Annotated in this window: 23 protein-coding genes and 2 pseudogenes; 14 read left to right on the forward strand and 11 right to left on the reverse strand. The window is 64.9% G+C overall.

Translation table 11 applies throughout. The features are described 5' to 3' along the window. Positions 1–3: 3 nt before the first annotated feature. Together cyoE and OKW40_RS18380 are read left to right on the forward strand one after the other, a co-directional pair. Positions 4–909 (forward strand): heme o synthase, encoded by a 906-nt coding sequence (gene cyoE, locus OKW40_RS18375; protein ID WP_429490891.1) that lies wholly within the window; start codon positions 4–6, stop codon positions 907–909. Positions 910–913: 4 nt separating this feature from the next. Beyond that, positions 914–1,543 (forward strand): SCO family protein, encoded by a 630-nt coding sequence (locus OKW40_RS18380; protein WP_429490892.1) that lies wholly within the window; start codon positions 914–916, stop codon positions 1,541–1,543. A gap of 75 nt (positions 1,544–1,618) precedes the next feature. Here the strand turns inward: OKW40_RS18380 and OKW40_RS18385 are convergent, their stop codons facing one another. Further along, positions 1,619–1,909, reverse strand: coding sequence for a YciI family protein (locus OKW40_RS18385; RefSeq protein ID WP_018419317.1), 291 nt, complete (start codon positions 1,907–1,909; stop codon positions 1,619–1,621). 270 nt (positions 1,910–2,179) lie between these two features. Between OKW40_RS18385 and OKW40_RS18390 the strand changes: the two genes are divergently transcribed. Further along, positions 2,180–2,992, forward strand: coding sequence for a MetQ/NlpA family ABC transporter substrate-binding protein (locus OKW40_RS18390; RefSeq protein ID WP_429356550.1), 813 nt, complete (start codon positions 2,180–2,182; stop codon positions 2,990–2,992). A 77-nt stretch (positions 2,993–3,069) separates the two neighbouring features. Here OKW40_RS18390 and OKW40_RS18395 read toward each other — a convergent pair whose 3' ends face one another. Continuing rightward, complete coding sequence (locus OKW40_RS18395) at positions 3,070–3,996, reverse strand: bifunctional helix-turn-helix transcriptional regulator/GNAT family N-acetyltransferase (RefSeq protein ID WP_429490894.1); 927 nt, start codon at positions 3,994–3,996, stop codon at positions 3,070–3,072. A 366-nt stretch (positions 3,997–4,362) separates the two neighbouring features. Here OKW40_RS18395 and OKW40_RS18400 point away from each other — a divergent pair, with 366 nt between their 5' ends. From OKW40_RS18400 to nagE, 5 genes are all read left to right on the forward strand, one after another. Next, positions 4,363–5,097: a GntR family transcriptional regulator gene (locus tag OKW40_RS18400; RefSeq protein ID WP_429490896.1), complete on the forward strand. Its 735-nt coding sequence runs from the start codon at positions 4,363–4,365 to the stop codon at positions 5,095–5,097. Between the two features lie 74 nt (positions 5,098–5,171). Continuing rightward, positions 5,172–6,275, forward strand: a complete 1,104-nt coding sequence (gene nagA, locus OKW40_RS18405) for an N-acetylglucosamine-6-phosphate deacetylase (RefSeq protein ID WP_429335698.1) — start codon at positions 5,172–5,174, stop codon at positions 6,273–6,275. Then, positions 6,259–7,275 carry an SIS domain-containing protein gene (locus tag OKW40_RS18410; RefSeq protein WP_429490898.1) on the forward strand — a complete coding sequence of 339 codons (1,017 nt, stop codon included), beginning with the start codon at positions 6,259–6,261 and terminating at the stop codon, positions 7,273–7,275. The genes nagA and OKW40_RS18410 overlap by 17 nt, the downstream gene beginning before the upstream one ends. Before the next feature lie 11 nt (positions 7,276–7,286). Next, positions 7,287–9,893, forward strand: coding sequence for a phosphoenolpyruvate--protein phosphotransferase (gene ptsP, locus OKW40_RS18415; protein ID WP_429490900.1), 2,607 nt, complete (start codon positions 7,287–7,289; stop codon positions 9,891–9,893). Between the two features lie 132 nt (positions 9,894–10,025). Beyond that, positions 10,026–11,840, forward strand: a complete 1,815-nt coding sequence (gene nagE / locus OKW40_RS18420; protein WP_429407565.1) for an N-acetylglucosamine-specific PTS transporter subunit IIBC — start codon at positions 10,026–10,028, stop codon at positions 11,838–11,840. Positions 11,841–11,954: 114 nt separating this feature from the next. On the opposite strand, the gene cydX is transcribed toward nagE, so the two are convergent. The 5 genes and pseudogenes from cydX to rpoH form a co-directional block, all read right to left on the reverse strand. After that, positions 11,955–12,071, reverse strand: a complete 117-nt coding sequence (gene cydX, locus OKW40_RS18425) for a cytochrome bd-I oxidase subunit CydX (RefSeq protein WP_429356553.1) — start codon at positions 12,069–12,071, stop codon at positions 11,955–11,957. A 36-nt stretch (positions 12,072–12,107) separates the two neighbouring features. Then, positions 12,108–13,245, reverse strand: a pseudogene (cydB, locus tag OKW40_RS18430) (cytochrome d ubiquinol oxidase subunit II). Positions 13,246–13,279: 34 nt separating this feature from the next. Beyond that, positions 13,280–14,872, reverse strand: a complete 1,593-nt coding sequence (locus OKW40_RS18435) for a cytochrome ubiquinol oxidase subunit I (RefSeq protein ID WP_429356555.1) — start codon at positions 14,870–14,872, stop codon at positions 13,280–13,282. Then, positions 14,862–15,122, reverse strand: coding sequence for a cytochrome oxidase putative small subunit CydP (gene cydP, locus OKW40_RS18440; protein WP_018419327.1), 261 nt, complete (start codon positions 15,120–15,122; stop codon positions 14,862–14,864). The genes OKW40_RS18435 and cydP overlap by 11 nt, the downstream gene beginning before the upstream one ends. Before the next feature lie 409 nt (positions 15,123–15,531). Beyond that, positions 15,532–16,467: an RNA polymerase sigma factor RpoH gene (gene rpoH, locus OKW40_RS18445; protein ID WP_184026837.1), complete on the reverse strand. Its 936-nt coding sequence runs from the start codon at positions 16,465–16,467 to the stop codon at positions 15,532–15,534. Positions 16,468–16,821: 354 nt separating this feature from the next. Here rpoH and OKW40_RS18450 point away from each other — a divergent pair, with 354 nt between their 5' ends. Then, the gene (locus OKW40_RS18450; RefSeq protein WP_429356556.1) at positions 16,822–17,394 is read left to right on the forward strand and encodes an acyloxyacyl hydrolase; all 573 of its coding nucleotides are present in this window, start codon (positions 16,822–16,824) and stop codon (positions 17,392–17,394) included. A 41-nt stretch (positions 17,395–17,435) separates the two neighbouring features. After that, positions 17,436–17,819: a nuclear transport factor 2 family protein gene (locus OKW40_RS18455; protein WP_008921685.1), complete on the forward strand. Its 384-nt coding sequence runs from the start codon at positions 17,436–17,438 to the stop codon at positions 17,817–17,819. 197 nt (positions 17,820–18,016) lie between these two features. Here the strand turns inward: OKW40_RS18455 and OKW40_RS18460 are convergent. Continuing rightward, positions 18,017–19,003 (reverse strand): annotated as a pseudogene (locus tag OKW40_RS18460) (2-isopropylmalate synthase); the annotation flags it as partial. A gap of 381 nt (positions 19,004–19,384) precedes the next feature. Then, positions 19,385–20,356, reverse strand: a complete 972-nt coding sequence (gene ybiB / locus OKW40_RS18465) for a DNA-binding protein YbiB (protein WP_429490902.1) — start codon at positions 20,354–20,356, stop codon at positions 19,385–19,387. Between the two features lie 222 nt (positions 20,357–20,578). Here ybiB and OKW40_RS18470 point away from each other — a divergent pair, with 222 nt between their 5' ends. Both OKW40_RS18470 and maiA read left to right on the forward strand, forming a co-directional pair. After that, entirely contained in the window at positions 20,579–21,277 is a 699-nt protein-coding gene (locus tag OKW40_RS18470; RefSeq protein WP_429356558.1) for a fumarylacetoacetate hydrolase family protein, read from the forward strand. Between the two features lie 34 nt (positions 21,278–21,311). Then, a complete protein-coding gene (gene maiA / locus OKW40_RS18475; protein WP_184062501.1) occupies positions 21,312–21,956 on the forward strand; it encodes a maleylacetoacetate isomerase in 645 nt (214 codons plus the stop codon). Between the two features lie 113 nt (positions 21,957–22,069). Here maiA and ftsY read toward each other — a convergent pair whose 3' ends face one another. After that, positions 22,070–23,224 (reverse strand): signal recognition particle-docking protein FtsY, encoded by a 1,155-nt coding sequence (ftsY, locus tag OKW40_RS18480; protein WP_429490904.1) that lies wholly within the window; start codon positions 23,222–23,224, stop codon positions 22,070–22,072. 250 nt (positions 23,225–23,474) lie between these two features. On the opposite strand from ftsY, the gene rsmD reads away from it, so the two are divergent. Then, entirely contained in the window at positions 23,475–24,086 is a 612-nt protein-coding gene (rsmD, locus tag OKW40_RS18485) for a 16S rRNA (guanine(966)-N(2))-methyltransferase RsmD (RefSeq protein ID WP_429490906.1), read from the forward strand. Between the two features lie 100 nt (positions 24,087–24,186). Further along, a complete protein-coding gene (coaD, locus tag OKW40_RS18490; protein ID WP_062125937.1) occupies positions 24,187–24,696 on the forward strand; it encodes a pantetheine-phosphate adenylyltransferase in 510 nt (169 codons plus the stop codon). 492 nt (positions 24,697–25,188) lie between these two features. Here the strand turns inward: coaD and OKW40_RS18495 are convergent, their stop codons facing one another. Next, entirely contained in the window at positions 25,189–25,536 is a 348-nt protein-coding gene (locus OKW40_RS18495; protein WP_184062495.1) for a winged helix-turn-helix domain-containing protein, read from the reverse strand. Positions 25,537–26,202 lie beyond the last annotated feature (666 nt).

The following is a 26,202-nucleotide window of genomic DNA, read 5'->3' on the forward strand; positions in this document are numbered from 1 at the left end:
CACATGGACAGCACAACACTCTCCCAAACGCCCGGCAGCCGGGTCTCCCAATATCTCGCACTGACCAAGCCGCGTGTTACGCAGCTTGCGGTGTTCTGCGCGGTCATCGGCATGTTCCTGTCCACGCCGGGCATGGTGCCATGGACCGTACTGATCGGCGGCACCGTCGGCATCTGGCTGCTGGCCGGCGCCGCGTTCGCGATCAACTGCCTCGTCGAGCAGCAGATCGACGCCAAAATGCGCCGCACGTCGTGGCGTCCGTCCGCGCGCGGCGAAATCACCACCCCGCAGATCCTGCTGTTCTCGGCCGTGCTCGGCGGCCTCGGCATGTGGACGCTGTACACGTTCGCCAATGCGCTGACCATGTGGCTCACGCTCGCCACGTTCGTCGGTTATGCGGTTATCTATACGCTGCTGCTGAAGCCAGCCACGCCGCAGAATATCGTGATCGGCGGCGCGTCGGGCGCGATGCCGCCCGCGCTCGGCTGGGCCGCGGTAACGGGCCACGTGCCCGCCGACGCGTGGATCCTCGTGCTGATCATCTTCGTGTGGACCCCGCCGCATTTCTGGGCGCTCGCGCTGTATCGCCGCAAGGACTACGAAAACGCCGGCCTGCCGATGCTGCCGAACACGCACGGCGAAAAGTACACGCGCCTGCATATCCTTCTCTACACGATCATCCTGTTCGCGGTCACGCTGATGCCGTTCGTCTCCGGCATGAGCGGCGTCGTGTATCTCGCGTCGGCGGTGCTGCTCGGCGCCGTGTTTCTCGCTTATGCGTGGAAGATCTACCGGGAGTATTCGGACGAGCTCGCGCGCAAAACCTTCCGTTATTCGATCGTCTATCTGTCGCTGCTGTTCGCCGCGCTGCTGATCGACCACTACGCGCGCGTCGTGATAGGCGCGTAACACCATGCTCAACAATCGCTTTGCGCGCATTGCGCGCGCCGCTGTGATGGCTTGCGTGCTCGGCGCGACGCTGGGCGGCACACTGCTGATGACGGGTTGCGGCAAGCAGCCGCCGGCTTTTACGAATCTCGACATCACCGGCAATACGCAATTCGCCAGCGATTTCTCGTTGCCCGACACGTCCGGCAAGATCCGCACGCTTGCCGACTACAAAGGCAAGGTCGTCGTGCTGTTCTTCGGCTATACGCATTGCCCGGACGTCTGCCCGACGACGATGGCCGAGCTGTCACAGGCGTTACAGCAACTCGGTCCGGAGGACGCGAAGCGCGTGCAGGTGCTGTTCGTCACGGTCGACCCCGAGCGCGATACGCCGCAGTTGCTCGCGCAATACGTGCCGGCGTTCAATCCGAGCTTCGTGGGCTTGCGTCCCGCCAGCGAAGAGCAGCTCGCGAAGGTCGCGAAAGACTTCCGCGTGTACTACGCGAAGGTCCCGGGCAAGACACCCGACAGCTACACGATGGACCACACGGCCGCGAGCTATGTGTTCGACACGGACGGCAAGCTGCGTCTGTTCGCGCGCGATGGCCAAGGCGCGACACCATGGGTGCATGACATCAAGCTGCTGCTCGATTGACGCGCATCGCAGGCGGCTTTTTAAAGCGGCGCCGCTCACGCCTCCCCGCATCCCTCCCCTCTTCGCAACTCGCGCTCAGACCGGAATCGGCAAATTCAGCCCCGGCGCGAGACGCGTCGTCTTGAACTCCGTCACCTCGTAGCGCGCGAGCTGTTGCAGGGCGAACGGATCGCTCGCGAGAATGCGATCCAGCCTGTCGCGCTCGATACGAACCGCGAGGATGATGCCGCCGTCGCGCGGCACTTTCGGCCCGGCCGCGACGAAGATGCCCGCGTCGAACTGCTCCGCGAGAAACGCGCGATGCGCGTCGAGCGCGTCGTCGATACGATCGAGCGGGGCGGTGTAGATCAGGTTGATCACGTACATGGTCGTTCTCAGGGGCGGGTGAGTGGGCCGTGCGCGGCTACGGCTCTGGATTATCGGTCAGCCGCGGGTTTTGCGTTGCGCTAGCCATTGCGCTTGCGCTCCGCATAACCATATGCGGTAAGGGTATTTCCCAACTTGCCGCCCATATGAAACAATTTTGGGCTTGGCCGACGGCGCGCCAGCACGAACCGGAGCGCCGCCCATTTCATCCGACTCCGACATCGATCGGAGCCATCGACTCAAACGTCGAACCGCAACAGCGAGAATCACATGCAGCGCAGAAATATCCTCAAAGCCCTCACCGCAGTCGTCGCCGGTGCGGCGATCCTGACCAGCTTCGGCGCGCACGCCGACGACAAGGTCATCAAGGTCGGCACGATCGGCGGCCCGGACGCGCAGATCTGGGAAGTCGTCACCAAGGTCGCGAAGCGCGAAGGCCTGAACGTGAAGGTCGTCGAGTTCAACGACTACATCCAGCCGAACGCCGCGCTCGACGCGGGCGACCTCGACGCCAACAGCTTCCAGCACCAGCCGTACCTCGATAGCCAGATCAAGCAGCGCGGCTACAAGCTCGTCAACGCGGGCCTCACGTACATCTCGCCGCTCGGCGCGTACTCGAAGAAGCTGAAGTCGTTGAAGGACCTGCCGCAGGGCGCGAAGGTCGCGGTGCCGAACGATCCGTCGAACGAAAATCGCGCGCTGCTGTTGCTGCAGGCGCAAGGGCTGATCAAGCTGAAGGACGGCGCGGCCACGGGCGGCAACAACGCGACGCCGCTCGATGTCGTCGACAATCCGAAGAAGATCAGGTTCGTCGAGCTCGACGCCGCGCAACTGCCGCGTTCGCTCGCCGACGTCGACGCAGCCGTCATCAATACGAACTTCGCGCTGGCCGCCGGCCTGCAGCCAACCAAGGACGCGATCGCGCTCGAAGACATCCACAGCCCGTACGCGAACCTGATCGCCGTGCGCGCGAAGGACAAGGATCAGCCATGGGTGAAGAAGCTGGTCGCGGCGTATCAGTCGGAAGACGTGCGCCAGTTCATCAAGACGCAGTTCAAGGGTTCGACGGTGCCGTCGTTCTAAGCGACGCGTTCAGCGCGATCGCAAGCGCAGCCGCATGGCATCAGGAAAGGCACGCGCCGTACAGGCGCGTGCTTTTTTTATAGCTCCAGCTCCCATCTTTCGATTATCAGATCCTGGCCGAAGCGGCGCTGCGCCGCGCTGCCGGCCAACTCGAACCCAGCGCGCTGACAAAGCCGCCGTGGCTCCGCCAATGCGCTCGCGGTGGTCAGCGTGAGCTTCGTGTAGCCCGCGCGCCGCGCGAAGCGCACGCATTCGCTGAGCAACTGCGTGCCGATGCCGAGCTTCCGCACGTCCGGTTCGACCCACAGCAGGCGCACGCCCGCGACCGTCGTCGAGACCCCGACGAGGCAAACCGAGCCGACCACCAGACCCTCCTGTTCGGCGATCCAGCACTTCTCGCGCAGCGGATCGTTGCGCTGCGCGTACTCGGCGACGACGCGCGCGAGCAAGCCCTCGAACGTGTGATCCCAGCCGTACTGCGCGGCGAACCACTGCGCCTGACGATGCACGAGCCAGCCACATTCGCCGGCGCGCGGCTGACGCAGCACCACGAGCTCGTGCTTCGGCTTGTCGCCGAGCAGGCGCTCGATCAGCTTCATCGCGGCGATCAACTGCTCCTGCGATAGCGCGCTGAGTCTGTCGAGCAGGCCGAGTGCTTCATGGATGGCGGCGGCGTCGAGCGGCGCGTAGATCGCGTGGCCGTGCTCGGTGAGCGCGATCAGCGACTGGCGTGCGTCGGTGTCGGATGGACGGCGCGTGATCAGCTCGCGTCGCTCGAAACTGGTCAGCAGGCGGCTCAGATAGCCGCTATCGAGCCCGAGCGCGCGCCCGAGCACCGACGCGGTCTGCGCGCGGGCGCGCGATAGCTCGTGCAGCACGCGCACTTCCGTCAGCGAGAACTCGCTTCGAGCCAGATGCTCGTGCAGGGCACCGATGCATTGGGTATAGAAGCGATTGAAATGGCGGACGGCCTGAGCGCGCCGCAGCGCCTCGGAATCTGTCAAGGGCGGCTCCCCGGGACTTTTTATGGTCGGTACAGCGCACTATATCGGCACGACCCTTATTTACAAAGCCACTTCACCGCGGCGAGACACCAACTGGTATTAAATAGGTATTGATTATTTGGGCTGTTGATACCACCAGGAGCCGATAACGACTCGCTGGTATCGTCAAATGCGTGCGATGCGGGAAAGTCCCTGGTCTGCAAATCCCTCCGACGGAGCCGTTGAATCCCGCTGTGATCCGCACTCAGCAAGGCTTTCCGGTGATCCGGACGGGCATGGAACCAGTCCGTTGACTGGTATTATGTTGGTTATATAATGGGCTCTCAATTTTCCGGGCTGTACTGCTCGCGGCGTCCTTGGAGCCTCATGGAAACTCGCTGGTCCGCATTGATGCCTGACGTGCGCAACGTCACGCCGCTCTACCTGCAGCTCGCGCGCAACCTGGCGACGGCGATCCATTGCGGCGTCTGGTCGGCCGGCGAGGCGCTGCCTTCCGAGCGTACGCTGTCCGACGCGATCGGCGTGTCGCGCGTCACCGCGCGCAAGGCGATCGAACTGCTGGTCGAGCAGGGGCTGATCCGGCGCTCGCGCGGCGCGGGCAGCTTCATCACGCCGCGCGTCGAAGATCCGCTGTCGCGTCTCACCGGCTTCACGAAGAAGATGCAGCAGCGCGGTTTCCGGCCCGATTCGGTCTGGCTCGAACGCGACGTGCGCGCCGCCAATCGCGACGAGCTGCTGCGCCTCGGCTTGTCACCCGGCGCGACCGTCACGAGCCTGCGGCGGCTGCGGCGCGCGGACGGCATCGTGATGGCGGTCGAACATTCGGCGCTGCCGGTCGCGATCGTGCCTGATCCGCTCGTGATCGGCGACTCGCTGTACAGCTATCTCGAGCAGCGCGGCGCGGCGGTCGTGCGCGCGTTGCAGCACTTCCGCGCAGTCAACGCGTCGAGCGAAATCGCCGCGCTGATGGACATCGAACCGCGCACCGCGCTGCTGGTCATCACCCGGATCGGCTACTGCGCGGATCAACGCGCAATCGAGCTGACCGACACCTATTGCCGCGACGACTACTACGACTTCGTCGCTGAATTGCGCACCTGAGCTGCGCGGCCCTCGCAGGCCGCAAGTCCGGCGGACGCCATTTGCCGCATACGTATCACGCACCAGAGAGACTCATGCTGACCGGAAACATACTCACCACCGAAGGGTGGATCCACGGCACGCTCGAATACGAAAACGGCCGCATCACGACGCTGTCCGGCGAGCGCGTCGATCCGTCGACGAACGACGCACCGTACATCCTGCCCGGCTTCATCGATCTGCACGTGCATGGCGGCGGCGGCGCCGACGTGATGGAAGCTGGCGACGCGATCGAAACGATCACCCGCACGCATGCGCGCTACGGCACCACGAGCCTGCTCGCAACGACCATGACCGCGCCGCGCGACGAGCTGATGAACGTCGTCGCCGGGCTCGGCAACGTCACGCGGGTGCGCACGCCGGGCTGCGCGCGCGTGCTCGGCGTGCATCTGGAAGGGCCGTACATCAACCCCGGCAAGCTCGGCGCGCAGCCCGACGCGGCGGTATCGGCGGTGATGGACGAGGTGCTCAGGTATCTGTCGATCGCGCCGATCCGCGTCGTCACGCTGGCGCCCGAGATCGCCGGCCACATGGAGATCATCTCCGAGATGGCGGCGCGCGGCGTACGCGTGCAGCTCGGCCATTCGCTCGGCACCTACGACGACGCGGTCGCCGCGCTCAAGCACGGCGCGTGCGGCTTCACGCATCTGTTCAACGCGATGTCGCCGCTGCATCACCGCAACCCTGGCCTCGTCGGCGCTGCGCTTGCGCACGCCGAATACGCCGAAATCATTCCCGACCTGCTGCACGTGCATCCGGGGGCGATCCGCACCGCGCTGCGCGCGATTCCGCGCCTCTATGTGGTGACGGACAGCACGTCGGCCACCGGCATGCCCGACGGCGAATACCGCCTCGGCAGCCAGCACGTAACCAAGTGCCTCGGCGGCGTACGTCTGGCCGACGGCACGCTCGCGGGCAGCACGCTGACGATGGATCAGGCGCTGCGCAATCTCGTCTCGATCGGCCTGCCGATCGCCGATGTATCCCACCGTTTGTCACGCTACGCCGCCGACTATCTCGGCATCGAGGACCGCGGCCGCATCGCGCGCGGTGCGTGGGCCGACGTGGTCGTATTCGACCGCGAGCTGGCGCTGAGCGCGACCTACGTCGAAGGAGAAGCGATTGTCGAATATGCTTAAGGAAGCGCTCGCGTCCGCCGCAACAGTAGCCGAGCAGCTCAAGGACACCTCGCGCGTCGCGGCGCTCGCCGCGAAGCTCGCGCAACAGCCGCGCCATGTCGCGCTGACCGTCGCGCGCGGCAGCTCGGACCATGCCGCCAGCTACTTTGCATCCCTGACGATGAGCCGCCTCGGCGTGCCGGTCGCGTCGCTGCCGATGTCGGTCGCGACGCTGCAGCAGGCGCCGCTGCAGGTGCGCGACCAGCTTGCGCTCGCGTTTTCGCAATCGGGCAAGAGCCCCGACCTCGTCGGCACGATGAACGCGTTGCGCGCGGCCGGCGCATTGACGGTCGCCGCCGTGAACGCACCGAGCTCGCCGCTCGCCGACGCGTGCGAATGGCATCTGCCGCTCGTAGCCGGTCCCGAGCTGAGCGTCGCGGCGACCAAGAGCTATATCGCCATGCTGTCGATCTCCGCGCAGCTGGTTGCGCATTGGCAGAACGACGCCGCGTTGCTCGATGGACTGAATACGCTGCCCGACGCGCTGGAACGCGCGGGCCGGCTCGACTGGTCGATGGCCGTGAACGAGTTGCGCGGTATCGAACGGATGATCGTGATTGGCCGCGGTCTTGGCCTCGCGATCGCGCAGGAAGCCGCGCTGAAGCTGAAGGAAACTTCCGGCATCCAGGCCGAAGCGTTTTCGAGCGCGGAAGTGCGTCATGGTCCGATGGAACTGATCGACCGCGACTATCCGCTGCTCGTGTTCGCGCCGCGTGGCCCGGAGCAGGCGGGTCTGCTGCAACTCGCGCACGACATGAGCGCGCGCGGCGCGCGCGTGCTGCTCGCGGCGCCCGATGACGTCGCGCAAGCCTCGCTGCCGCTCGTCGCCACCGCACACGCGGCGCTCGATCCGATCGCCGCCATCCTGTCCTTTTACGTGATGGCCGCGGATCTTGCCGCCGCGCGCGGGCGCAATCCCGACGCGCCTCGCCATCTCAACAAAGTCACCGAAACTCACTGACGAGAATGACGATGCGACGTGTCGAGAAGTCCAACCTGATGAGCCATTCCGAGAATCACATTGTTTTGCTTGCACCGCTGACCGGCCCGGTCGTGCCGCTCGCGAAGGTGCCGGACCCGGTGTTTTCGGGCGGCATGTTCGGCGACGGCATCGGCGTCGATCCGCTCGAGGGTCGGCTCGTCGCGCCATGCGACGGCGTCGTCACGCATCTCGCGCGCACCGGCCACGCGGTAACGCTCGAGAGCGCCGAGGGCGCGCAGATTCTGCTGCATATCGGTATCGACACCGTCGGACTGAACGGCAAGGGTTTTGCGCCGATGGTCGAGCAGGGCGCGCAGGTGCGCGCCGGTGACGTGCTGATCGAGTTCGATCTGGACCAGATCGCGCTGAATGCGCCGAGCCTCGTCTCGGTGATCGCGATTGCGAATTCGGATGCGTTCGAGGTGATCGAGCGGGCGCCGAACGGGCATGTCAAGGCCGGCGAAACGACGCTGCTGGTGCTGCGCGCGCGCGAGGGCGTCAGCCACGACGCGGTGCGCGAGGCGAGCGCCGCGCACGTGATGGACGAAGCGCGCCGGCAGATCACGCTGACGCACGCGGGCGGCCTGCATGCGCGGCCCGCGGCGCGGGCGCGCGAAGCGGCGCGCCGCTTCGACGCACGGGTCGAGGTGCGCTACGACGGGCGCAAGGCGCCGATCGAAAGCGTGGTGGGTCTGCTTGGACTCGGTGCCGGCGAAGGCGCAAGCGTCGAGTTGCTCGGCGTCGGTCCGCACGCGCAGGCGGCGGTCGATGCAATCGCTGACGAACTGACGCGCGAAGCGCACGGCGAGGTCGAACCGAAACGCGAACAGAAAGCGGCGCGGCCAGCGGCCGCACCGGCGGCAGTCGTTGCGGCGCCCGCCGCGGGCGAGCCGCTCGCGCCGAACACGCTCGCGGGCGTGTGCGCCGCGCCGGGCATCGCGCTCGGCAAGCTGGTGCGCTGGGACGACGCGGATCTCGAGCCGCCGGAGCAGGCGAGCGGCACGTCGGCGGCGGAAAGCCGTCTGCTCGACAAGGCGATCGCGACCGTCGACGCCGATCTCGACACGATCGTGCGCGATGCGTCGCAACGCGGCTCGGTCGGCGAGGCGGGGATTTTCGCGGTGCATCGCGTGCTGCTCGAAGATCCGACACTGCTCGACGCCGCGCGCGATCTGATCAGCCTCGGCAAGAGCGCCGGTTTTGCGTGGCGCGAAGCGATCCGCGCGCAAGTAGGCATCCTGAGTAATGTGGAGGACGCACTGCTCGCCGAGCGGGCCGCCGATCTGCGCGACATCGAAAAGCGCGTGCAGCGCGCGCTCGGCTACACGAGCAGCGCGGCTCGCACCCTGCCGGACGAGGCGGTGCTCGCGGCCGACGAATTTACGCCGTCGGATCTGTCGTCGCTCGATCGCACGCGCGTGACCGCGCTCGTGATGGCACGCGGCGGCGCGACCTCGCACGCGGCGATTCTCGCGCGTCAGGCGGGCATTCCGGCGCTGGTCGCGCTCGGCGACGCGTTGCATGCGATACCCGAGGGCACTCAGGTGGTGGTGAACGCGAGCACCGGCCGGCTCGAATTCGCGCCGACCGAACTCGACGTCGAACGCGCGCGACGCGAACGCGCCCGCCTCGCCGACGTGCGCGAAGCGGATCGCCGCACGTCGCAGCAGGCAGCGGCGACCTCCGACGGCCGCGCGATCGAAGTGGCCGCCAACATCGCCACACTCGACGACGCGAACGCCGCGGTCGACAACGGCGCGGACGCGGTCGGCCTGCTGCGCACCGAGCTGCTGTTCATCCACCGCCCGGCCGCGCCGAGCGCGGACGAGCATCGCCACGGCTATCAGGCGATCGTCGATGCGTTGCGCGGCCGCACCGCGATCATCCGCACGCTCGACGTCGGCGCGGACAAGGAAGTCGATTATCTGACGCTGCCGCCCGAGCCGAACCCCGCGCTCGGCCTGCGCGGCGTGCGCCTCGCGCAGGTGCGCCCCGATCTGCTCGACGACCAGTTGCGTGGCCTGCTCGCGGTGCGTCCGGTCGGCGCCGTGCGCATCCTGCTGCCGATGGTCACCGATGCGGGCGAACTGATCCGCATCCGCAAGCGTATCGACGAACTTGCACGCGAAGCGGGTAGATCGGAGCCGGTCGAAGTTGGCGTGATGATCGAAGTGCCGTCGGCTGCATTGCTCGCCGATCAGCTCGCGCAGCACGCCGATTTCCTGTCGATCGGCACCAACGACCTGACCCAATACACGCTCGCGATGGACCGCTGCCAGCCCGATCTGGCGGCGCAGGCGGACGGCCTGCATCCGGCGGTGCTGCGCCTGATCGCGGCGACCGTCGAAGGTGCCGCGAAGCACGGCAAATGGGTCGGCGTGTGCGGCGCGCTCGCCGGCGACCCGCTCGCGATGCCGCTGCTGGTGGGCCTCGGTGTGACCGAGCTGTCGGTCGATCCGGTCTCCGTGCCAGGCATCAAGGCACGCGTGCGCACGCTCGACTATCAGCTGTGTCGCCAGCGCGCCCGCGATGCGCTAGCGCTCGACTCGGCGCAGGCGGTCAGAGCCGCAAGCCGCGCCACGTGGCCCCTCGATTGAAACACTAACGAATTTGAGAACCCGCACGCCGTGCGCCCGGCAGCACGTCTGCCTTCACGCGCGGCGCGATTCTCCGTACAGCTGCACCACTCAACCAAGACCTACCCCTACGAGACAAAATTGGAGATACCGATGGATGGAAATCCGTTTCTGAAGATTCAGCGCCTGGGACGCGCGCTGATGCTGCCGATCGCGGTGCTACCGGTGGCCGGCCTGTTGCTGCGGCTCGGCCAGCCCGACGTGTTCAACATCAAGATGATCGCCGATGCGGGCGGCGCGATCTTCGACAACCTGCCGCTCCTGTTCGCGATCGGCGTGGCGGTCGGCTTCGCGAAAGACAACAACGGCGTCGCGGGTCTGGCTGGCGCGATCGGCTATCTGGTGCAGATCGCGGTGATGAAGGACATCAACGACAAGCTCAACATGGGCGTGCTGTCGGGGATCATCGCGGGCATCGTCGCGGGGCTGCTGTACAACCGCTACAAGGACATCAAGCTGCCCGACTACCTGGCGTTCTTCGGTGGAAAACGCTTCGTGCCGATCGTGACAGGGGTGGTCTGCGTGGTGCTAGGCATCGTATTCGGACATGTGTGGGAGCCGGTGCAGAACGCGATCGACGTGGCCGGCCACTGGCTCACGACGGCCGGCGCGCTCGGCGCCTTCGTGTTCGGCGTGCTGAACCGGCTGCTGCTCGTCACGGGCCTGCATCACATCCTCAACTCGCTGACGTGGTTCGTATTCGGCACCTTCACGCCGGCGGGCGGTGCGCCCGTCACGGGCGACCTGCACCGCTTCTTCGCTGGCGATCCGACCGCGGGCACCTTCATGACCGGCTTCTTCCCGGTGATGATGTTCGGCCTGCCGGCCGCATGTCTCGCGATGTATCACGAGGCGCCGAAAGAGCGTCGCGCGATGGTGTTCGGCCTGCTGTTCTCGATGGCGCTCACGTCGTTCCTGACCGGTGTGACCGAGCCGATCGAGTTCAGCTTCATGTTCCTCGCGCCGGTGCTGTATGCGATCCACGCGCTTCTGACGGGTCTGTCGCTCGCGATCTGCTCGGCACTCGGGATTCACCTCGGCTTCACGTTCTCGGCGGGCTTCATCGACTACGTGCTGAACTTCGGTCTGTCGACGAAGGGCTGGTGGGCGATTCCGCTCGGCATCGTGTACTCGGTCGTGTACTACGGTCTGTTCCGCTTCTTCATCCGTAAGTTCAACATGGCGACGCCGGGCCGTGAGCCCGCCGCTGCCGACGAGCAGGTCGAGTCGTTCGCGGCGGGCGGTTTCGTCGCGCCGGCGGCTGGTGCGGCCGTGCCGCGTGCACAGCGCTATATCGCGGCGCTCGGTGGCGCGGCGAATCTGTCGGTCGTGGATGCGTGCACGACGCGTCTGCGTCTGTCTGTGGTCGATACGGGGAAGGTCTCGGAAAGCGAACTGAAGTCGATCGGTGCGCGCGGTGTGCTCAAGCGCGGCACGAACAACGTGCAGGTGATCATCGGACCGGAGGCGGACATCATCGCCGATGAGATGCGTACGGCGATCGCGCAGGGTCAGGGCGACGCGGTGAAGGCGGCGGGTGCTGCTGTATCGGCGCCGGCTGCTGCCGCGGCGGCTACCGCTGCCGCGCCGGTCGCGCGAAACGCTGGGCACGCCGATGACGCGCAAGGCGGTCCGCTCGATCCCGATCCGCTGCGCTGGCTCGCCGTGCTCGGCGGCGCGGGCAACGTGGTGTCGCTCGATGCGGTCGCGGCGACGCGTCTGCGGGTAGTCGTGCGCGATCCGTCGGCGGTCGATCGTCAGCGCCTCGCGACGCTCGATACCGCGTGGGTGTCGACCGACACGTTCCATATCGTCGTCGGCGAGGCCGCGCAGCGCTATGCGCAGAAGCTGGCCGAGCGCCTGTCGTCGCAAGGCGGCGGCGCGGGCGCGGCGCCGGTGCCGGCGTGATCGGTTGATGGCTGTCGAGCGCTGTTGAGTTGCACGGCGATCGCAGCACGCCAATAAAAAAGCGGCACCTGGTCCCAAGGTGCCGCTTTCGCGTTTACGACCAGAGCGTGGCGCCTAGCGAGTCCCCCGCTTTGCCGAGCGCGCCACCTCGCGCGATTCGAGCCACATCACATTGACGACACCGAACGCCAGCGCGACGCCAACGCCGGGAATCCAGCTGAAATACCACATCGCCAACTCCTGTTTTCTTTTGAAGCGTCGTGCCGGTCAATACATCGAATGGTGGTTTTCCTTGATCGCCGCGGCGGTCACCTTGCCGCGCATCACGCGATACACCCAGCCCGTATAGAGCAGGATGATCGGCAGGAACACGATGACGGCGAACAGCATGATCTCGAGCGTCAGGCGGCTCGACGTGGAATCCCACATGGTCAGGCTGCTGCGGCCGTCGAGTGACGATGGCATGATGAACGGGAACATCGAGAAGCCCGCGGTCAAGATCAAGCCGACGATCATCAACGACGTCGACAGAAACGCCGTCGCCTCGAAGCGCGAACGCGCGAGCAGCACCGCGAGCACCCCGCCGAGGAGACCCGCGAGCGGCGCAATCGCCATCCACGGGTAGAGCGCGTAGTTGTTCAGCCACAAACCCGGCGCGCCGATCACGGTCTTCATCAACGGATTGGAGACGGCGTCGAGCGGCGGCGCGTCGACGATCTGATAGCCGCCGATCATCGTCGCGACGAGCGCGCCGCGCGACGAGAAACAGCACCACCGTGCACAGCGCCGCGAGCCGCAGCGCCTTCGACGCGCGCTCGTGAACCACCCCATCGGTCTTCCACTTGACGAACGCGGCGCCGTGCGCGGCCAGCATCGACACGCTGACGAGTCCCGTCAGCAGCGCGAACGGATTGAGCAGGCCGAAGAAGCTGCCGTGATAGGTGACGCGCAGATCGGTATCGAACGAGAACGGCACGCCTTGCAGCAGATTGCCGAACGCGACACCGAACACCAGCGCCGGCACGAAGCCGCCGATAAAGAGGCCCCAGTCCCACGCGTTGCGCCAGCGCGGATCCTCGCGCTTGCCGCGATAGTCGAAGCCGACCGGGCGGAAGAACAGCGCGAACAGCACGAGCAGCATCGCGAAGTAGAAGCCTGAGAAGGATGCCGCGTAGGCGAGCGGCCACGCGGCGAACATCGCCGCGGCCGCGGTCACGAACCAGACCTGGTTGCCTTCCCACGTCGCGCCGACCGTGTTCACGACGATGCGTCGCTCGGAGTCGGTGTTGGCGATGAACGGCAGCAGGATCGCTGCGCCCATGTCGAAGCCGTCGGTGAGCGCGAAGACGATCAGCAGTACACCTATCAACACCCACCAGATCAGTCTGAGAACTGCGTAGTCCATATGGGTTTCTCCTCCGGGGCGGTGCAGCGGTGCGTCATGCGGCCGTGTTCGACAGTGGCTGCGTCACCGGCTGTCCGATCTCGTGGTGATAGCGGCCCGTATGCAGCGACGAAGGGCCGAGCCGCGCGTACTTGAACATCAGCATGATCTCGATGACGAACAGCCCCGTGTAGAACAGCACGAAGCCGCCGATGCTCAGATACAGATCGCGCGGCGTCAGCGTCGACGCGGCCAGGTTGGTCGGCAGAATGCCCGCGATGCTCCACGGCTGGCGGCCCATTTCCGCGACGATCCAGCCGAGCTCGGCGGCGAGCCACGGCAGCGGAATCGCGATGACCGCCCAGCGCAGAAACCAGCGGCGCTTTTCGAGCAGCAACGTGCGCTGCGCGCAGAACCAGAAGGCGAGCACGAAGGTCGCGAGGAACAGCAGGCCAAGGCCGACCATCGTGCGGAACGAGAAGAACAGCGGCAACACCGGCGGAACCGTGCTTCTTGCCGCCGCGGCGATCTGGTCTGGCGTCGCGTCGATGACGTTCGGCGTGAACCGCTTGAGCAGCAGGGCGTAGCCGAGATCGTCCTTGTACTTGTCGAACTCCGCATGCGCCTCGTCGCTGGAGTCGCCGCCCTTTAACCGCTGCAACGCCGAATAGGCGAGCATGCCGTCCTTGATGCGACCTTCGTTTTGGGCGATCAGGTCGCGCAGGCCGACCACGGGTTCGTCGAGCGAGCGGGTCGCGATAATGCCGAGCGCGTACGGCACACGGATCGCATAGTCGGTGCGTTGCTCTTTCTGATTGGGGATGCCAAATATCGTGAACGGTGCCGGCGCGGGCGCGGTCTCCCATTCGGATTCGATCGCGGCGAGCTTGATCTGCTGGACTTCACCGGTGCGATAGCCGGATTCGTCGCCCAGCACGATCACGCACAGCGCCGACGCGAGGCCGAAGCCGGCGGCGATCGCGAACGAGCGCAGCGCGAACTCGGTGTCGCGGCGCTTCAACAGATACCACGACGACACGCCGAGTACGAACATCGCCGCGGTCACGTATCCCGCTGATACCGTGTGCACGAACTTGACCTGTGCAACCGGGTTGAAGATCACCGAGCCGATGCTGTCGAGCTCCATGCGCATCGTCTGATAGTTGAACTTCGCGCCGACCGGATTGTTCATCCAGCCGTTGGCAATCAGAATCCACAGCGCCGACAGGTTCGAACCGAGCGCGACACAGAACGTGACGATCAGATGCTGGATTTTTGACAATCTGTTCCAGCCGAAAAAGAACAGACCGACGAACGTCGATTCGAGGAAGAACGCCATCAGCCCTTCGACGGCGAGCGGGACGCCGAAAATGTCGCCGACGTAATGCGAGTAATAAGCCCAGTTGGTGCCGAACTGAAACTCGAGCGTGAGGCCGGTCGCGACGCCCATTGCAAAGTTGATGCCAAACAGCTTGCCCCAGAACTGCGTCATGTCCTTGTAGATCTGCTTGCCGGTCATCACGTAGACCGATTCCATGATGACGAGCAGCCAGGCGAGACCGAGCGTGAGCGGCACGAACAGAAAGTGATAAAGCGCCGTGATGGCGAACTGGAACCGCGACAGTTCTACGACTTCGCTAACGGGCATGTTGATCACCTCGAGACGGATGCGGGGCGGGCACCGACAGCAGCGCCTGCGCGACCTGCTCAGGCGGCAGCATCATGTGCTGCGCCTGTGGATGATTGAAGAATGTGTACTTGAGCGCCATCAGTAGCACGAACTTGATGGCGAGGATGATGGCGATATCGCGCGCCAGCGTTGGACCGCGCACCCACCTGGTGAACCGGCCGCGCAAGCGCGACCGGACAGTGCTGCTGCGATTCAGGGCTATGGTCATGATCGGTCGAAGACGACTTCACGCCGGTGAGTCCGGCTGGATCCAGACCGCCCTGGCCGTCAGGCAGTCTGGCGAATGCATGCCGATTGTAGGAGGTGAACCTCGCGCGCTCAGGTTTAGCCATGCGGCAACACGTCGCGAAACTTGCCGCGTCTGTGCAGTATTGCTACCGGACTTGCGATACGTCAAGAAACGCTTACCGGCCTCGACAGGCCGGCTTGCGGATAGGCCGACGCGAATGCGCGGCCGCGGGGACGCAAGAAAGGGCGAAAAGAATGAAAAAGCCCCGCCGTCTTGCGAGGGCGGGACTTGAGCGCGATGGTCGCTAAATGGCGCGATCGATTAACGCGTGTCGTTTTTACCTATGTCATGGGCGGGACACAATTGACGCGCGCATGGCTTCGACGCTTTACGCGTATTCGGTCAGCGCGCCGCGCATCTTCTTCATCGCGCTGGCTTCGATCTGGCGGATACGTTCGGCCGACACACCGAACTCGTCGGCCAACTCGTGCAACGTGGAGCCGCCCGAGCCATCGTCGGCCACCTTCAGCCAGCGCGCTTCGATGATGCGGCGGCTGCGCGGATCGAGCGCGTCGAGCGCGCTTGCGATGCCGTCGCTTTGCAGCCGGTCGCGCTGACGCGAAGCCAGCACGGCAGTCGGCTCACTATGCGAGTCGGCCAAATAGGCGATTGGCGCGTACGACTCCTCGCCGTCTTCGACCTGACCTTCGAGCGCGATATCGCCGCCCGACAGACGCGTCTCCATCTCCGCGACCTCTTCGCGCTTCACGTTCAGCTCCTTCGCGAGACCTTCGATCTCGTCCGGCGTGAACGCGCCAAGCCCCTGCTTGTGGCTGCGCAGGTTGAAGAACAGCTTACGCTGCGCCTTGGTGGTGGCGACCTTCACCATGCGCCAGTTGCGCAGGATGTACTCGTGGATCTCGGCCTTGATCCAGTGCATCGCGTACGACACGAGGCGCACGTTTTGCTCGGGATCGAAGCGCTTGACCGCTTTCATCAGGCCGATGTTGCCTTCCTGGATCAGATCGGCGTGCGGCAACCCGTAACCGAGGTAGTTACGCGCGATGGACACGACGAGTCTCAGGTGCGACAGCACCAGGCGGCGCGCAGCCTCCAGATTGTCGTGTTCGCGCAATTCGGTGGCGAACTGGCGTTCCTCCGCCGGCGTCAGCATCGGAATCCGGTTGACCGCCTGGATGTAGGCGTCGATGTTGCCCAGGTGACCAGACAGCAGCGAGGAATGCGAGAGCGCCAGTGCACCTGCCGGAGCGGCCTTAGCCGACGACGGGCTCAAAGTACTCGGAAGGGTCATTGCATGGCTCACGTGTGAAGCTCCTTTGGAATCAGACAATAGCGTACTCAGTAAACGACTCCAGCGATGGATGTTAGCACTCAGATCTGCCGAGTGCTAATACTTAGAGGTCGCAGGGGCATCTGAGTTCCAGAAAATCCTATTGAGTTTCGATTTCTAATAGCCATCATACGCTCTATTTGTCTTGTGCGTTGGACCTGTACAAAGTACCGCCCGGAGCAGTTGCACGCTCATGTTTGACTGACATCGTCCCGTTTTAAAGAGAATAATTGCTGGTCATTGGCATTATCTGGGAAATACTTGCTCCTGAATTCGTACTTGGAGTAAAGGGGGCGCTCGGTTAATACTCGGCAGTATGGGGGGCGGATGAACAGGCAGAATCTTGTGGTGCGTGGGCTTACTCTAAAAAGCACGTTTGCCGTTCTGCTCGTTCTGCTGTTGGGTGCGGCGGGCGCGTCCCAAGCTGAGCAGTTCGGCGTGCACGTGGCCGCCGGCGTCGGCGACCATCACGTCAGGACGCTCGATCTCGGCGTGGTCTGGGATCCAAGCCTGACATGGTGGCAGATCGGCGACTGGCATTTCGCGCTGCTCGGCGGGGCGCACGTCGCGTGGTGGCACACCAATGAAGGAAACGTTCACGACAACATCGGCGAGATCGGCGTGACGCCGGTAATCCGCTTCATCAGGTCGTCGGGTTCGGTGCGGCCATTCATCGAGGTGGGTGCCGGCGTCCGGCTGCTGACCAGCCCGCGCATTTCTTCCGACTTCACATTGGGCACCTCGTTCCAGTTCGCCGAGATGGCGGGCGTCGGGTTGCAGTTCGGCGCTCGTGAGCAGTATGTCGCCGGCTACCGCTTCCAGCATGTCTCCAATGGCGGTATCAAAGAGCCGAATCCTGGTATAAATTTCAGCCAGCTATATTTGCAATATCACTTCTGACCGTGGCCGCCTGCGGCTCGCGGTGTTCGAGGGGCTCTGCAATGGCGGCAAAGATGATCGAAGCGATTCGCGGGCTCGAGCGAGAGCGTTTTCGCGCGATGGTCGATGGCGATGGGCAGTCGCTCGACACGCTGCTCGCGGACAACGTGAGCTACGTCCATACGAATGGCAAGCGCGAGACGAAGCGGCAGTTCATCGACGGGATCACCGCGGGGCGCCGTCGTTATCGGCAAATCGAGGTGCAGTCGCAGGATGTCTTGCCGGCCGGGCGCGAGACCTACGTCGTCACGGGCCGCGCGCTGATCGAGATGGAGGCGAATAACGGCGCGCTCCTGTTTCCGATTGCCTATACCGCGATTCACACGCACGAAGACGGGCAGTGGCGACTGATCGCGTGGCAGGCGACCCGTTGCGCGCTCGAGTGAGATTCTCATCGGGCGGGCGCGCCTCGTGAGCGCGTCTCCAGCGGCAGCGGAATGCGGGTGTGCACTCCGCTGCAGCAGGCTCGAGGCCCAACGCGAATTCACGCGGTCGCGCATTCGCCAGCTTTGTCGCGGCTGTTTGCGCCGTGCTCGTCTACATCGGCATCCGCGTCGCGCGCCTCGCGCGTGCCGCGCATCGCTACCTCTCCCGCATACGGATGCCGCGCCGCCACCGGAAGCCGCGTGCAGCGTTCCGCCACGCGCCGGATCGTCGCGAGATCCGAGAAATCCAGACCGCTGTCGATACCCATCGCGTCGAGATTCATCGCGACTGTGACGAGATCGACGTTGCCGGTGCGCTCGCCATTGCCGAACAGACAGCCTTCGATGCGATCCGCGCCCGCCAGCAGCGCGAGCTGCGCCGCGGCCACGGCGGTGCCGCGATCGTTGTGCGGATGCACCGACAGCACGATGCTGTCGCGGTAACCGAGGTTGCGATGCATCCATTCGATCTGGTCGGCGAACACGTTCGGCGTGGCCGCTTCGACGCTTGCCGGCAGGTTGACGATCATCTTGTGATCGCGCGTAGGCCGCCACGTTTGCGCGAGCGCGTCGCACACCTCGCGCGCGAATGGCAGCTCGGTCGTGTTGAAGGTCTCGGGCGAGTACTGGAAGGTCCAGCGCGTGCCTGGCCGCGCCTGCGCGTGTTCCTTGATGAGGCCCGTGCCTTCGACGGCGAGCGCCTTGATCTCATCCTTCGACTGCTGGAACACGATGCGCCGGAACGACGGGCAGATCGCGTTGTACAGATGCACGATCGCGCGCGGCGCGCCTTCGAGCGCGTCGAACGTGCGTGCGATCAGCTCCGCGCGCGACGGCACGAAGACTTCGATCGTGACGTCGTCGGGAATGCGTCGCTCGTCGATCAGCTTGCGCACGAAGTCGAAATCGGTCTGCGACGCCGACGGAAAGCCCACTTCGATTTCCTTGAAACCGATCGCGACCAGCATCTCGAAGTATTCGAGTTTCTGCGCAGCGTTCATCGGTTCGATCAGCGCCTGATTGCCGTCGCGCAGGTCCGTGCTCATCCAGACGGGTGCGGCGTCGACCGTGCGACTCGGCCATTTGCGGCCGGTCAGCCGGACGACGGGAAAAGGGCGGTACTTTTCAGCGGGATTGCGCAACATGGAGAGGTGCCTCATTCGTGGTGTCGTCGGCGGAGGGTGGGGACGTCGAGCGGTTGGCCGACTGTTCACGCATGCACGCTGCGGATGCTGCCCATGCAACGTACATGTGATCCTCTCGCATCGTCCGCGCGGTAAACGGACGAATGCAAACGACGACAGGTTGTGGAGAACTACGACGGGGGTGAAGCGAAACTGCGGGAACTACGGGGAGGACCGCCGACGGCAACCGGAGCTGCCAGCGCGCGGCGCTACGCGAGACTTACGCCAGGCGTAGCGATAGGGGCCGCGCCAGGCGGCCGGAGATAATTCGGAGGGTGTTCGGAAGGGAACGCATGAGGCCAAATGTATGACGGCGTGCGTTGGCCTGTCAACCCGCGGCCGTCAGGCCGCCGTCTTCGCGATATCGACGATCAGCTCGACCTGCCGCTCGAGCGCGCCAGGCACCGGCGCTTCGCCGCGCAGCACGGCGTCGATCCAGGCGGCCGTGGTCGCCGCGTCGCGCGCTTCGGGCAGCTCGACTTCGGGCGCATCGGGCGACGAGCGCTCGTGCGGCAGCCGCGTCTCGCAGATGCCGTCATGCAGCCAGTCGACCTGCACCTGGCGGCGCGTATCGGCGACCGCCTCGCCTTCGGTGCCGCGCGCGAGCAGCGCACCGCCGACGGCCGCATCGGGATGCGTGACGAACAGCTGAGTGAGACTGTCGCGATACGGCGGATGCGTGTAGTTCACGAGCCGCAATCCCGCGGGCGCGAACGGCTGCAGCAGCTTCACGAGCGTATGCGTCGAATTGCGCACGCCCATGCGCCGGCGCAGCGCGAGCAGGCGCGCGAGCTTGGGCGCCAGGACGTCGATCGAGGCGAACGCGACGCGGCGCTCCGCAAGTCCAGCTTCGATCTGCGCGTGCGACTGCGCATGGGCGATGCGCAGATGTGTGAAGATTTCCGCGCTCGTCACCCGACCCAGATCCTCGGTGACGCCGTGTACCAGCACCGGCACGCCTTCGCGGGCGAGCAGCAGCGCGAGCAGCGGCACGAGGTTCGGCTGCTTGCGCGCGCCGTTGTACGACGGAATCGACACCGGCCGAAACGCGCCGTGCGGCAGCCGCACCGGCTCGAACGACGCATGCACGGCGGCCAGCATCGCGGCGAGTTCGTCGGCGGTTTCGCCTTTCACGCGATACGCGAGCAGCACCGCGCCGAGTTCGAGATCGTCGACGCGGCCGTCGAGCATCGCGGTGTAGAGCGAGCGCGTGTCGTCGGCGGTCAGCGCGCGGGCGCCATTCGGGCCGCGGCCGATTTCCTTGATGAATCGGGCCCAGGGGAAGGGAGAAGTGGTATCGGTGGAGTCGGTCATCGTGCGCAAGAGGCGGGTGGCGTGCCGCGCCTGGCGGTTCGCTACGCCATTCGGGGAACAGTTCGGTGTGAGTATCGCATCTATGGCGAGCGGGCGAACAGCAACGAAGCGGGCACGCAGTGGCGCGCGACGGGCCGCCTGACAAGCCTCCGCGCCGTGCCGCGGGTTACACTCGATGTTTCTCGCCGCCTCGGCGGCGCACATCGGAAAACGGAGAACGGGATGAGTTACGTATTTGCACCCGCACCGCAGGTCGCGGTGCCGGTCGTGGGGTCGGGCGAGCAGTTCGCGGTGCGCCGCATCTACTGCGTGGGGCGCAACTACGAGGCGCACGCGCGTGAAATGGGCCACGACCCGGACCGCGAGCCGCCGTTCTTCTTCACGAAGCCGGCCGATGCGATCGTGTACGTCGCGCCGGGCACGACCGGCGAATTCCCGTATCCGTCGCAGACCAGGAACGTCCATTTCGAAATGGAAATGGTCGCGGCGATCGGCGAGGGCGGCAAAGACATCCCCGTCGACCGCGCGCTCGACCACGTCTACGGCTACGCGCTCGGTCTCGACATGACGCGCCGCGACCTGCAAGGCGAAGCGAAGAAAATGGGTCGTCCGTGGGATACCGCCAAGGGCTTCGATCACTCGGCGCCGCTCGGCCCGATCCATCCGGCTTCGGCGGTCGGTCACATCGGCAAAGGAGAGATCTGGCTGTCGGTGAATGGCGAGGACAAGCAGCGCGCGGATGTGTCGCAGCTGATCTGGTCGGTGGCCGAGACGATCGCGTATCTGTCGACGCTGTTCGAACTGCGGCCTGGCGACCTGATTTTCACCGGCACGCCGGAAGGCGTCGGCGCGGTCGTCAAGGGTGACCTGATGAAGGGCGGCGTGGACGGGCTCGGCGAGTTCAGCGTGCGCGTCGTCTGAGACGGCTTGCGTGCAGGTGGAGGAGGCAGACAACATGAAGCTCTACAGCTATTTCCGTAGCTCGGCGTCGTATCGCGTGCGCATCGCGCTGAACGTGAAGAACCTGTCGTACGACTACGTACCCGTGCACCTCGTGCGCGAAGGCGGCGAGCAGCTGAAGCCCGCGTATCGCAAGATCAACCCCGACTGCATCGTGCCGACGCTCGCCGACGGCAGTCATTTGCTGCCGCAGTCGCTCGCGATCATCGAGTATCTCGAGGAGACGCATCCCGAGCCGCCGCTGCTACCGAAGGCACCGCTCGATCGCGCGTATGTGCGCTCGGTGGCGCTGCAGGTCGCGTGCGAGATTCATCCCCTGAACAATCTGCGCGTGCTGCGCTATCTGAAGCACACGTTGCGAGTCGACGACGACGCGAAGGACGCGTGGTACCGGCACTGGATCGACGCGGGCTTCGCGACGCTGGAGACGCATCTTGCCGGCGACGCGCGCACCGGCAAACTGTGTTTCGGCGACGCACCGACACTCGCCGACGCGTGCCTGATTCCGCAGGTATTCAACGCGCAGCGCTTCAAGGTCGACACCGCAAAGTTTCCGACGATCCAGCGCATCTACGATCATGCGATGCAACTCGACGCGTTCGCGCGCGCGGCGCCGGGCGTGCAGCCGGACGCGGAGTGAGCCCGGGATCGCTGACACGTCGAGGGCAGCTTGAAACGAAAAAAAGGGCGCTCCGCGGAGTGCCCTTTTCCTTTGGTTCGCCGCGAGCGCCGAGCGCCGCAACGATCACGCGATCAGCCGCCCAGTAGCGCGTCCGAGAACTCCTCCGCGCTGAACGGCTGCAGGTCCTCGACCTTTTCGCCGACGCCGATGAAATACACCGGAATCGGCCGCTGCCGCGCGATCGCCGCGAGGATGCCGCCCTTCGCGGTGCCGTCGAGCTTGGTGACGATCAGGCCGGTGAGCCCGAGCGCGTCGTCGAACGCCTTGACCTGTGTGAGCGCGTTCTGGCCGGTGTTCGCGTCGATCACGAGCAGCACTTCGTGCGGCGCGCCGTCCTGCGCCTTGCCAATCACGCGCTTCACCTTGCGCAGTTCTTCCATCAGATGCAGTTGCGTGGGCAGGCGGCCGGCCGTGTCGGCCATCATCACGTCGATCTTGCGCGCGCGCGCGGCGCCGACCGCGTCGAAGATCACCGCGGCCGGGTCGCCGCTTTCCTGCGCGACCACGGTCACGTTGTTGCGCTGGCCCCACACGGCGAGTTGCTCGCGCGCGGCGGCGCGGAACGTGTCGCCGGCGGCGAGCAGCACCGATTGGTCAAAGCTCTGCAGATGCTTCGCGAGCTTGCCGATGCTCGTGGTTTTGCCCGCGCCGTTGACGCCGGCGATCATCATCACGAGCGGCTGCGCGCGGCCGAGCATCAGCGATTTTTCGAGCGGCTTGAGCAATTCGACGAGCAGTGTGCGCAAGGCGGTTTTGACCTGCTGGGGGGCCGTCAGGCGTTCGCTGCGCACTTTCTCACGCAGCGCTTCGAGCAGGAATTCGGTCGCCTCGACGCCGGCGTCCGACATCAGCAGCGCGGTTTCGAGGTCCTCGTACAAGTCCTCGTCGATCTTCGTGCCGACGAAAATGCCGGTCAGGTTCGAACTGGTTTTCGCGAGGCCGCTCTTCAGGCGCGTGAGCCACGAGCGCTTCGCGCCGGCGTCCTGCACGGGCGGTGGGACGATTTCAACGGTATCGAGCATAGCGTCTGGCGGCTCGGGCTGCGGCTCGATGATCGTCGTGGCCACAGAAACGGGGGGCGCGGTAGGCTCGATCGGTTCGGCGGGCGCAACGGGCGCGGCCTCGGCCTCGGCCTCGGGTGCCGCGCCGTCTTGCGCCGCCAGCGATTCGTCTGCGGCGGTATCGGACTCTTTCGAGCCCTTGAATCGTTTGAAAAAGCTGAACATGATCTGACGTATGGGAGAGCGCGCCGATGCGCGCAGCCGGCACGGGACCGGCGAAGCGGTGGGCAGCGCCGGGATGCGAAAAGGCGGGGCGCTGGCAGCCGCACATTTTATCAGGCGTGCTGCGGCGCGTCGTATTGGCCGCTCGGCCAGGCTGGACGCGCGCCACCCCTGTGGTAACGTGAGCGCTCCGGCCCGCGCGCATCGACGCCGCGGGCGTGTTCATCACCTAGCTGAAACTGCACGATACTGCATGCCTCGTTTAGCACCTTCACGCGCCGCTGGCGCTTCGTCCAAAAGTGGCAAACCGCATGCCATTCGCATCATCGGCGGCGACTGGAAACGCACGCCGCTGCCCGTGCTCGATCTGGACGGCTTGCGCCCGACGCCCGACCGCGTCCGCGAAACGCTGTTCAACTGGCTCGGCCAGCGTCTGGACGGCCAGCACTGCCTCGATCTGTTTGCTGGTAGTGGGGCGCTCGGCTTCGAGGCCGCGTCGCGCGGCGCCGCTCGCGTGCTGATGGTGGAGCGTCATGCGCGCGCTGCCGGCCAGTTGCGCGCAAACCAGCAGCGGCTCGATGCACGCATGATCGAAATCGCCGAGGCGGACGGCCTGCGTCTTGCGGCGAGTCTCGCGCCAGGCTCATTCGACGTAGTGTTCCTCGATCCGCCGTTCGATGCCGACCTCGGCAAGGCGCTCGCGGTGGCCGTGCCGCTCGTGCGCGCCGACGGCTATCTTTATGTCGAGGCCGGCGAAGCGCTCGAACCGGCCGCTCACGAGCCGCTGTCAGGCTGGGAACTCGTTCGGCAGGGCAAAGCGGGCGCTGTGCACTTTCATTTGCTGCAGCGCGAAAATAAGGAATAATGCGCGTTCCAAAAAAGGGCCGGGCGGTTTATCGTCATCCGCGCCGGTGCGAAATGCGTCGCCCGGACGTGCCCTTTTGTCTGAAGAGAGGAGAAGTCTCATGGTAGTCGCCGTGTACCCGGGCACGTTCGACCCGCTGACGCGCGGTCACGAAGACCTCGTTCGGCGCGCGTCGAGCATTTTCGACACGCTGGTGGTGGGTGTGGCCGACAGCCGTGCCAAGAAGCCGTTTTTCACTCTCCAGGAGCGCCTCGCGATTGCGCATGAGGTGCTTGGCCACTATCCGAACGTCCAGGTGATGAGCTTCAAGGGACTGCTGAAGGACTTCGTGCGGACCAACAACGCGCGGGTGATCGTCAGGGGGCTGCGCGCGGTGTCGGACTTCGAGTACGAGTTCCAGATGGCGGGCATGAACCGTTATCTGCTACCCGACGTCGAGACGATGTTCATGACGCCGTCCGATCAGTATCAGTTCATCTCGGGCACGATCGTGCGCGAGATCGCGCAATTGGGCGGCGACGTCAGCAAGTTCGTGTTCCCGTCCGTCGAAAAATGGCTGAAGGAGAAGGTCGCTTCGCTGGATCCGCAGGACGGCGCTCAGGGGACCTGAGCCTGAGTCGCGCGAATGCCGGTTTTGACGGATCAAGACCGGCCAGGCCTCGGTGATCGGCGCCAGGTGCATCGGTCGGCTGTTCCAAGTAATGTTGGCGAGCCGTATTGGCGGCGAACGTCAATCCTGTCGTTATGCACGGGCATCGGTGTATTCGATGGTTCGCGCAAGCTGCGATGTCAATGATGATGCGAAGAACAAGAATTGTCTCTTCATCGCAAACGGGGCGTTCATCAATAGTCACGCCGGCTTGTCAGGTTCCTACGGAACCCTATCCGGAAAACGTCACGGGCGTGGGCAATCGATATACCTTTGTCCAATTCGCCGAGTATGAACTGACGAAGCGCACCAGTACGGTACGATGGATTTCAACAGGGTGACAGGTGCCGCATACGTGGAATTGCTGGAGCGGAGCAACTAGACGGGCATTGCAAGAGGAATGAGGAGTTTTTCCTAACCGGATAGTGCCGGCTTAACCGAAGCAGAACAATGTCAGCTTCCCTTCGCAGCTTTCGTGAACGCCTCGGCAAGTTTGTCGAAGTGCCGGAGGGCCGCGGGCGTCAGCTCGACCTGTTTGCGGCGAGCGTCTTCGGTGTCGTTGAGCAGGAGCCAGCCCTTTTCGCGCATTGACGTGATACGGGCATGCAAGGTAGCCGGCGACCCCAGCGCACTTTGGGCCATCATGTCTCGAACCGACAGGCGTTCGTTCTTTTGCCTCATGCGAGCAACGAACTCCAGGATCTTTTCTTCGAGCGGATCGAGCGCGGGAAGTGCGGGAAGACCTCGCAGTGCTTCGGTCAATTGAAGAAATCGAAGATAGATATCAGCAGGGCGGCTCATGACCATCGCTCCAACGAAAACGCCGCTCACCCGAGCGCGGAAAGCGAACCTTGATGCCCTGCGACAACCGGGCTTCTCTATTTTATCTCCATGTCCAGCTTACGTTTGGGTGTGCTCCCGGTCGCGGGCACGGCCATCGCGTTCGCGCTGTCGCTCTGGATCGACCAGGAAGTCTTCACGCACATCGAGTTCCACGCGAACCATTTCTCTCAGGTTTGGCCGTTACAAAAACTATAACGATAAAGTCGCGCGTTGCTAAGGTTCGTGCGGGTGATCAACTCTAGCCGTCGCTGGAGGACGATTGGCTGCTTTCCGAAGGCGGATTCAACCGGTCGATGCAAAACCAGGATCGTCGATCAAGTGGCGAAGGCTGTAGGGCGCTACGTGCTCGTAGAGGATCGGCCAATCTACCGCGAGTAGCGGAATCGTTGGGTCTTTCCGACACCAGTACGCAACAAACCGCGCCCAGCCCCCGAGAAACATTCCGTTGCCAGAACTCAGCAGACACGGAGGGCGAGCGACAGGCGGAACCAGCATCCGCGGCATTCCCGCCGCCAGGGTTTCAAGGGCGTCCGACGATTCGTGTGACGCCAGCAGACTGTCCTCGGTATCAGACAGGTATCGACGTACTTCTTCTGCGACGCATGTGCTGCGAAGTTCCAGGTA

The sequence above is a fragment of the Paraburkholderia sp. RAU6.4a genome, assembly GCF_050435625.1.
GTDB classification, from domain to species: domain Bacteria; phylum Pseudomonadota; class Gammaproteobacteria; order Burkholderiales; family Burkholderiaceae; genus Paraburkholderia; species Paraburkholderia tuberum.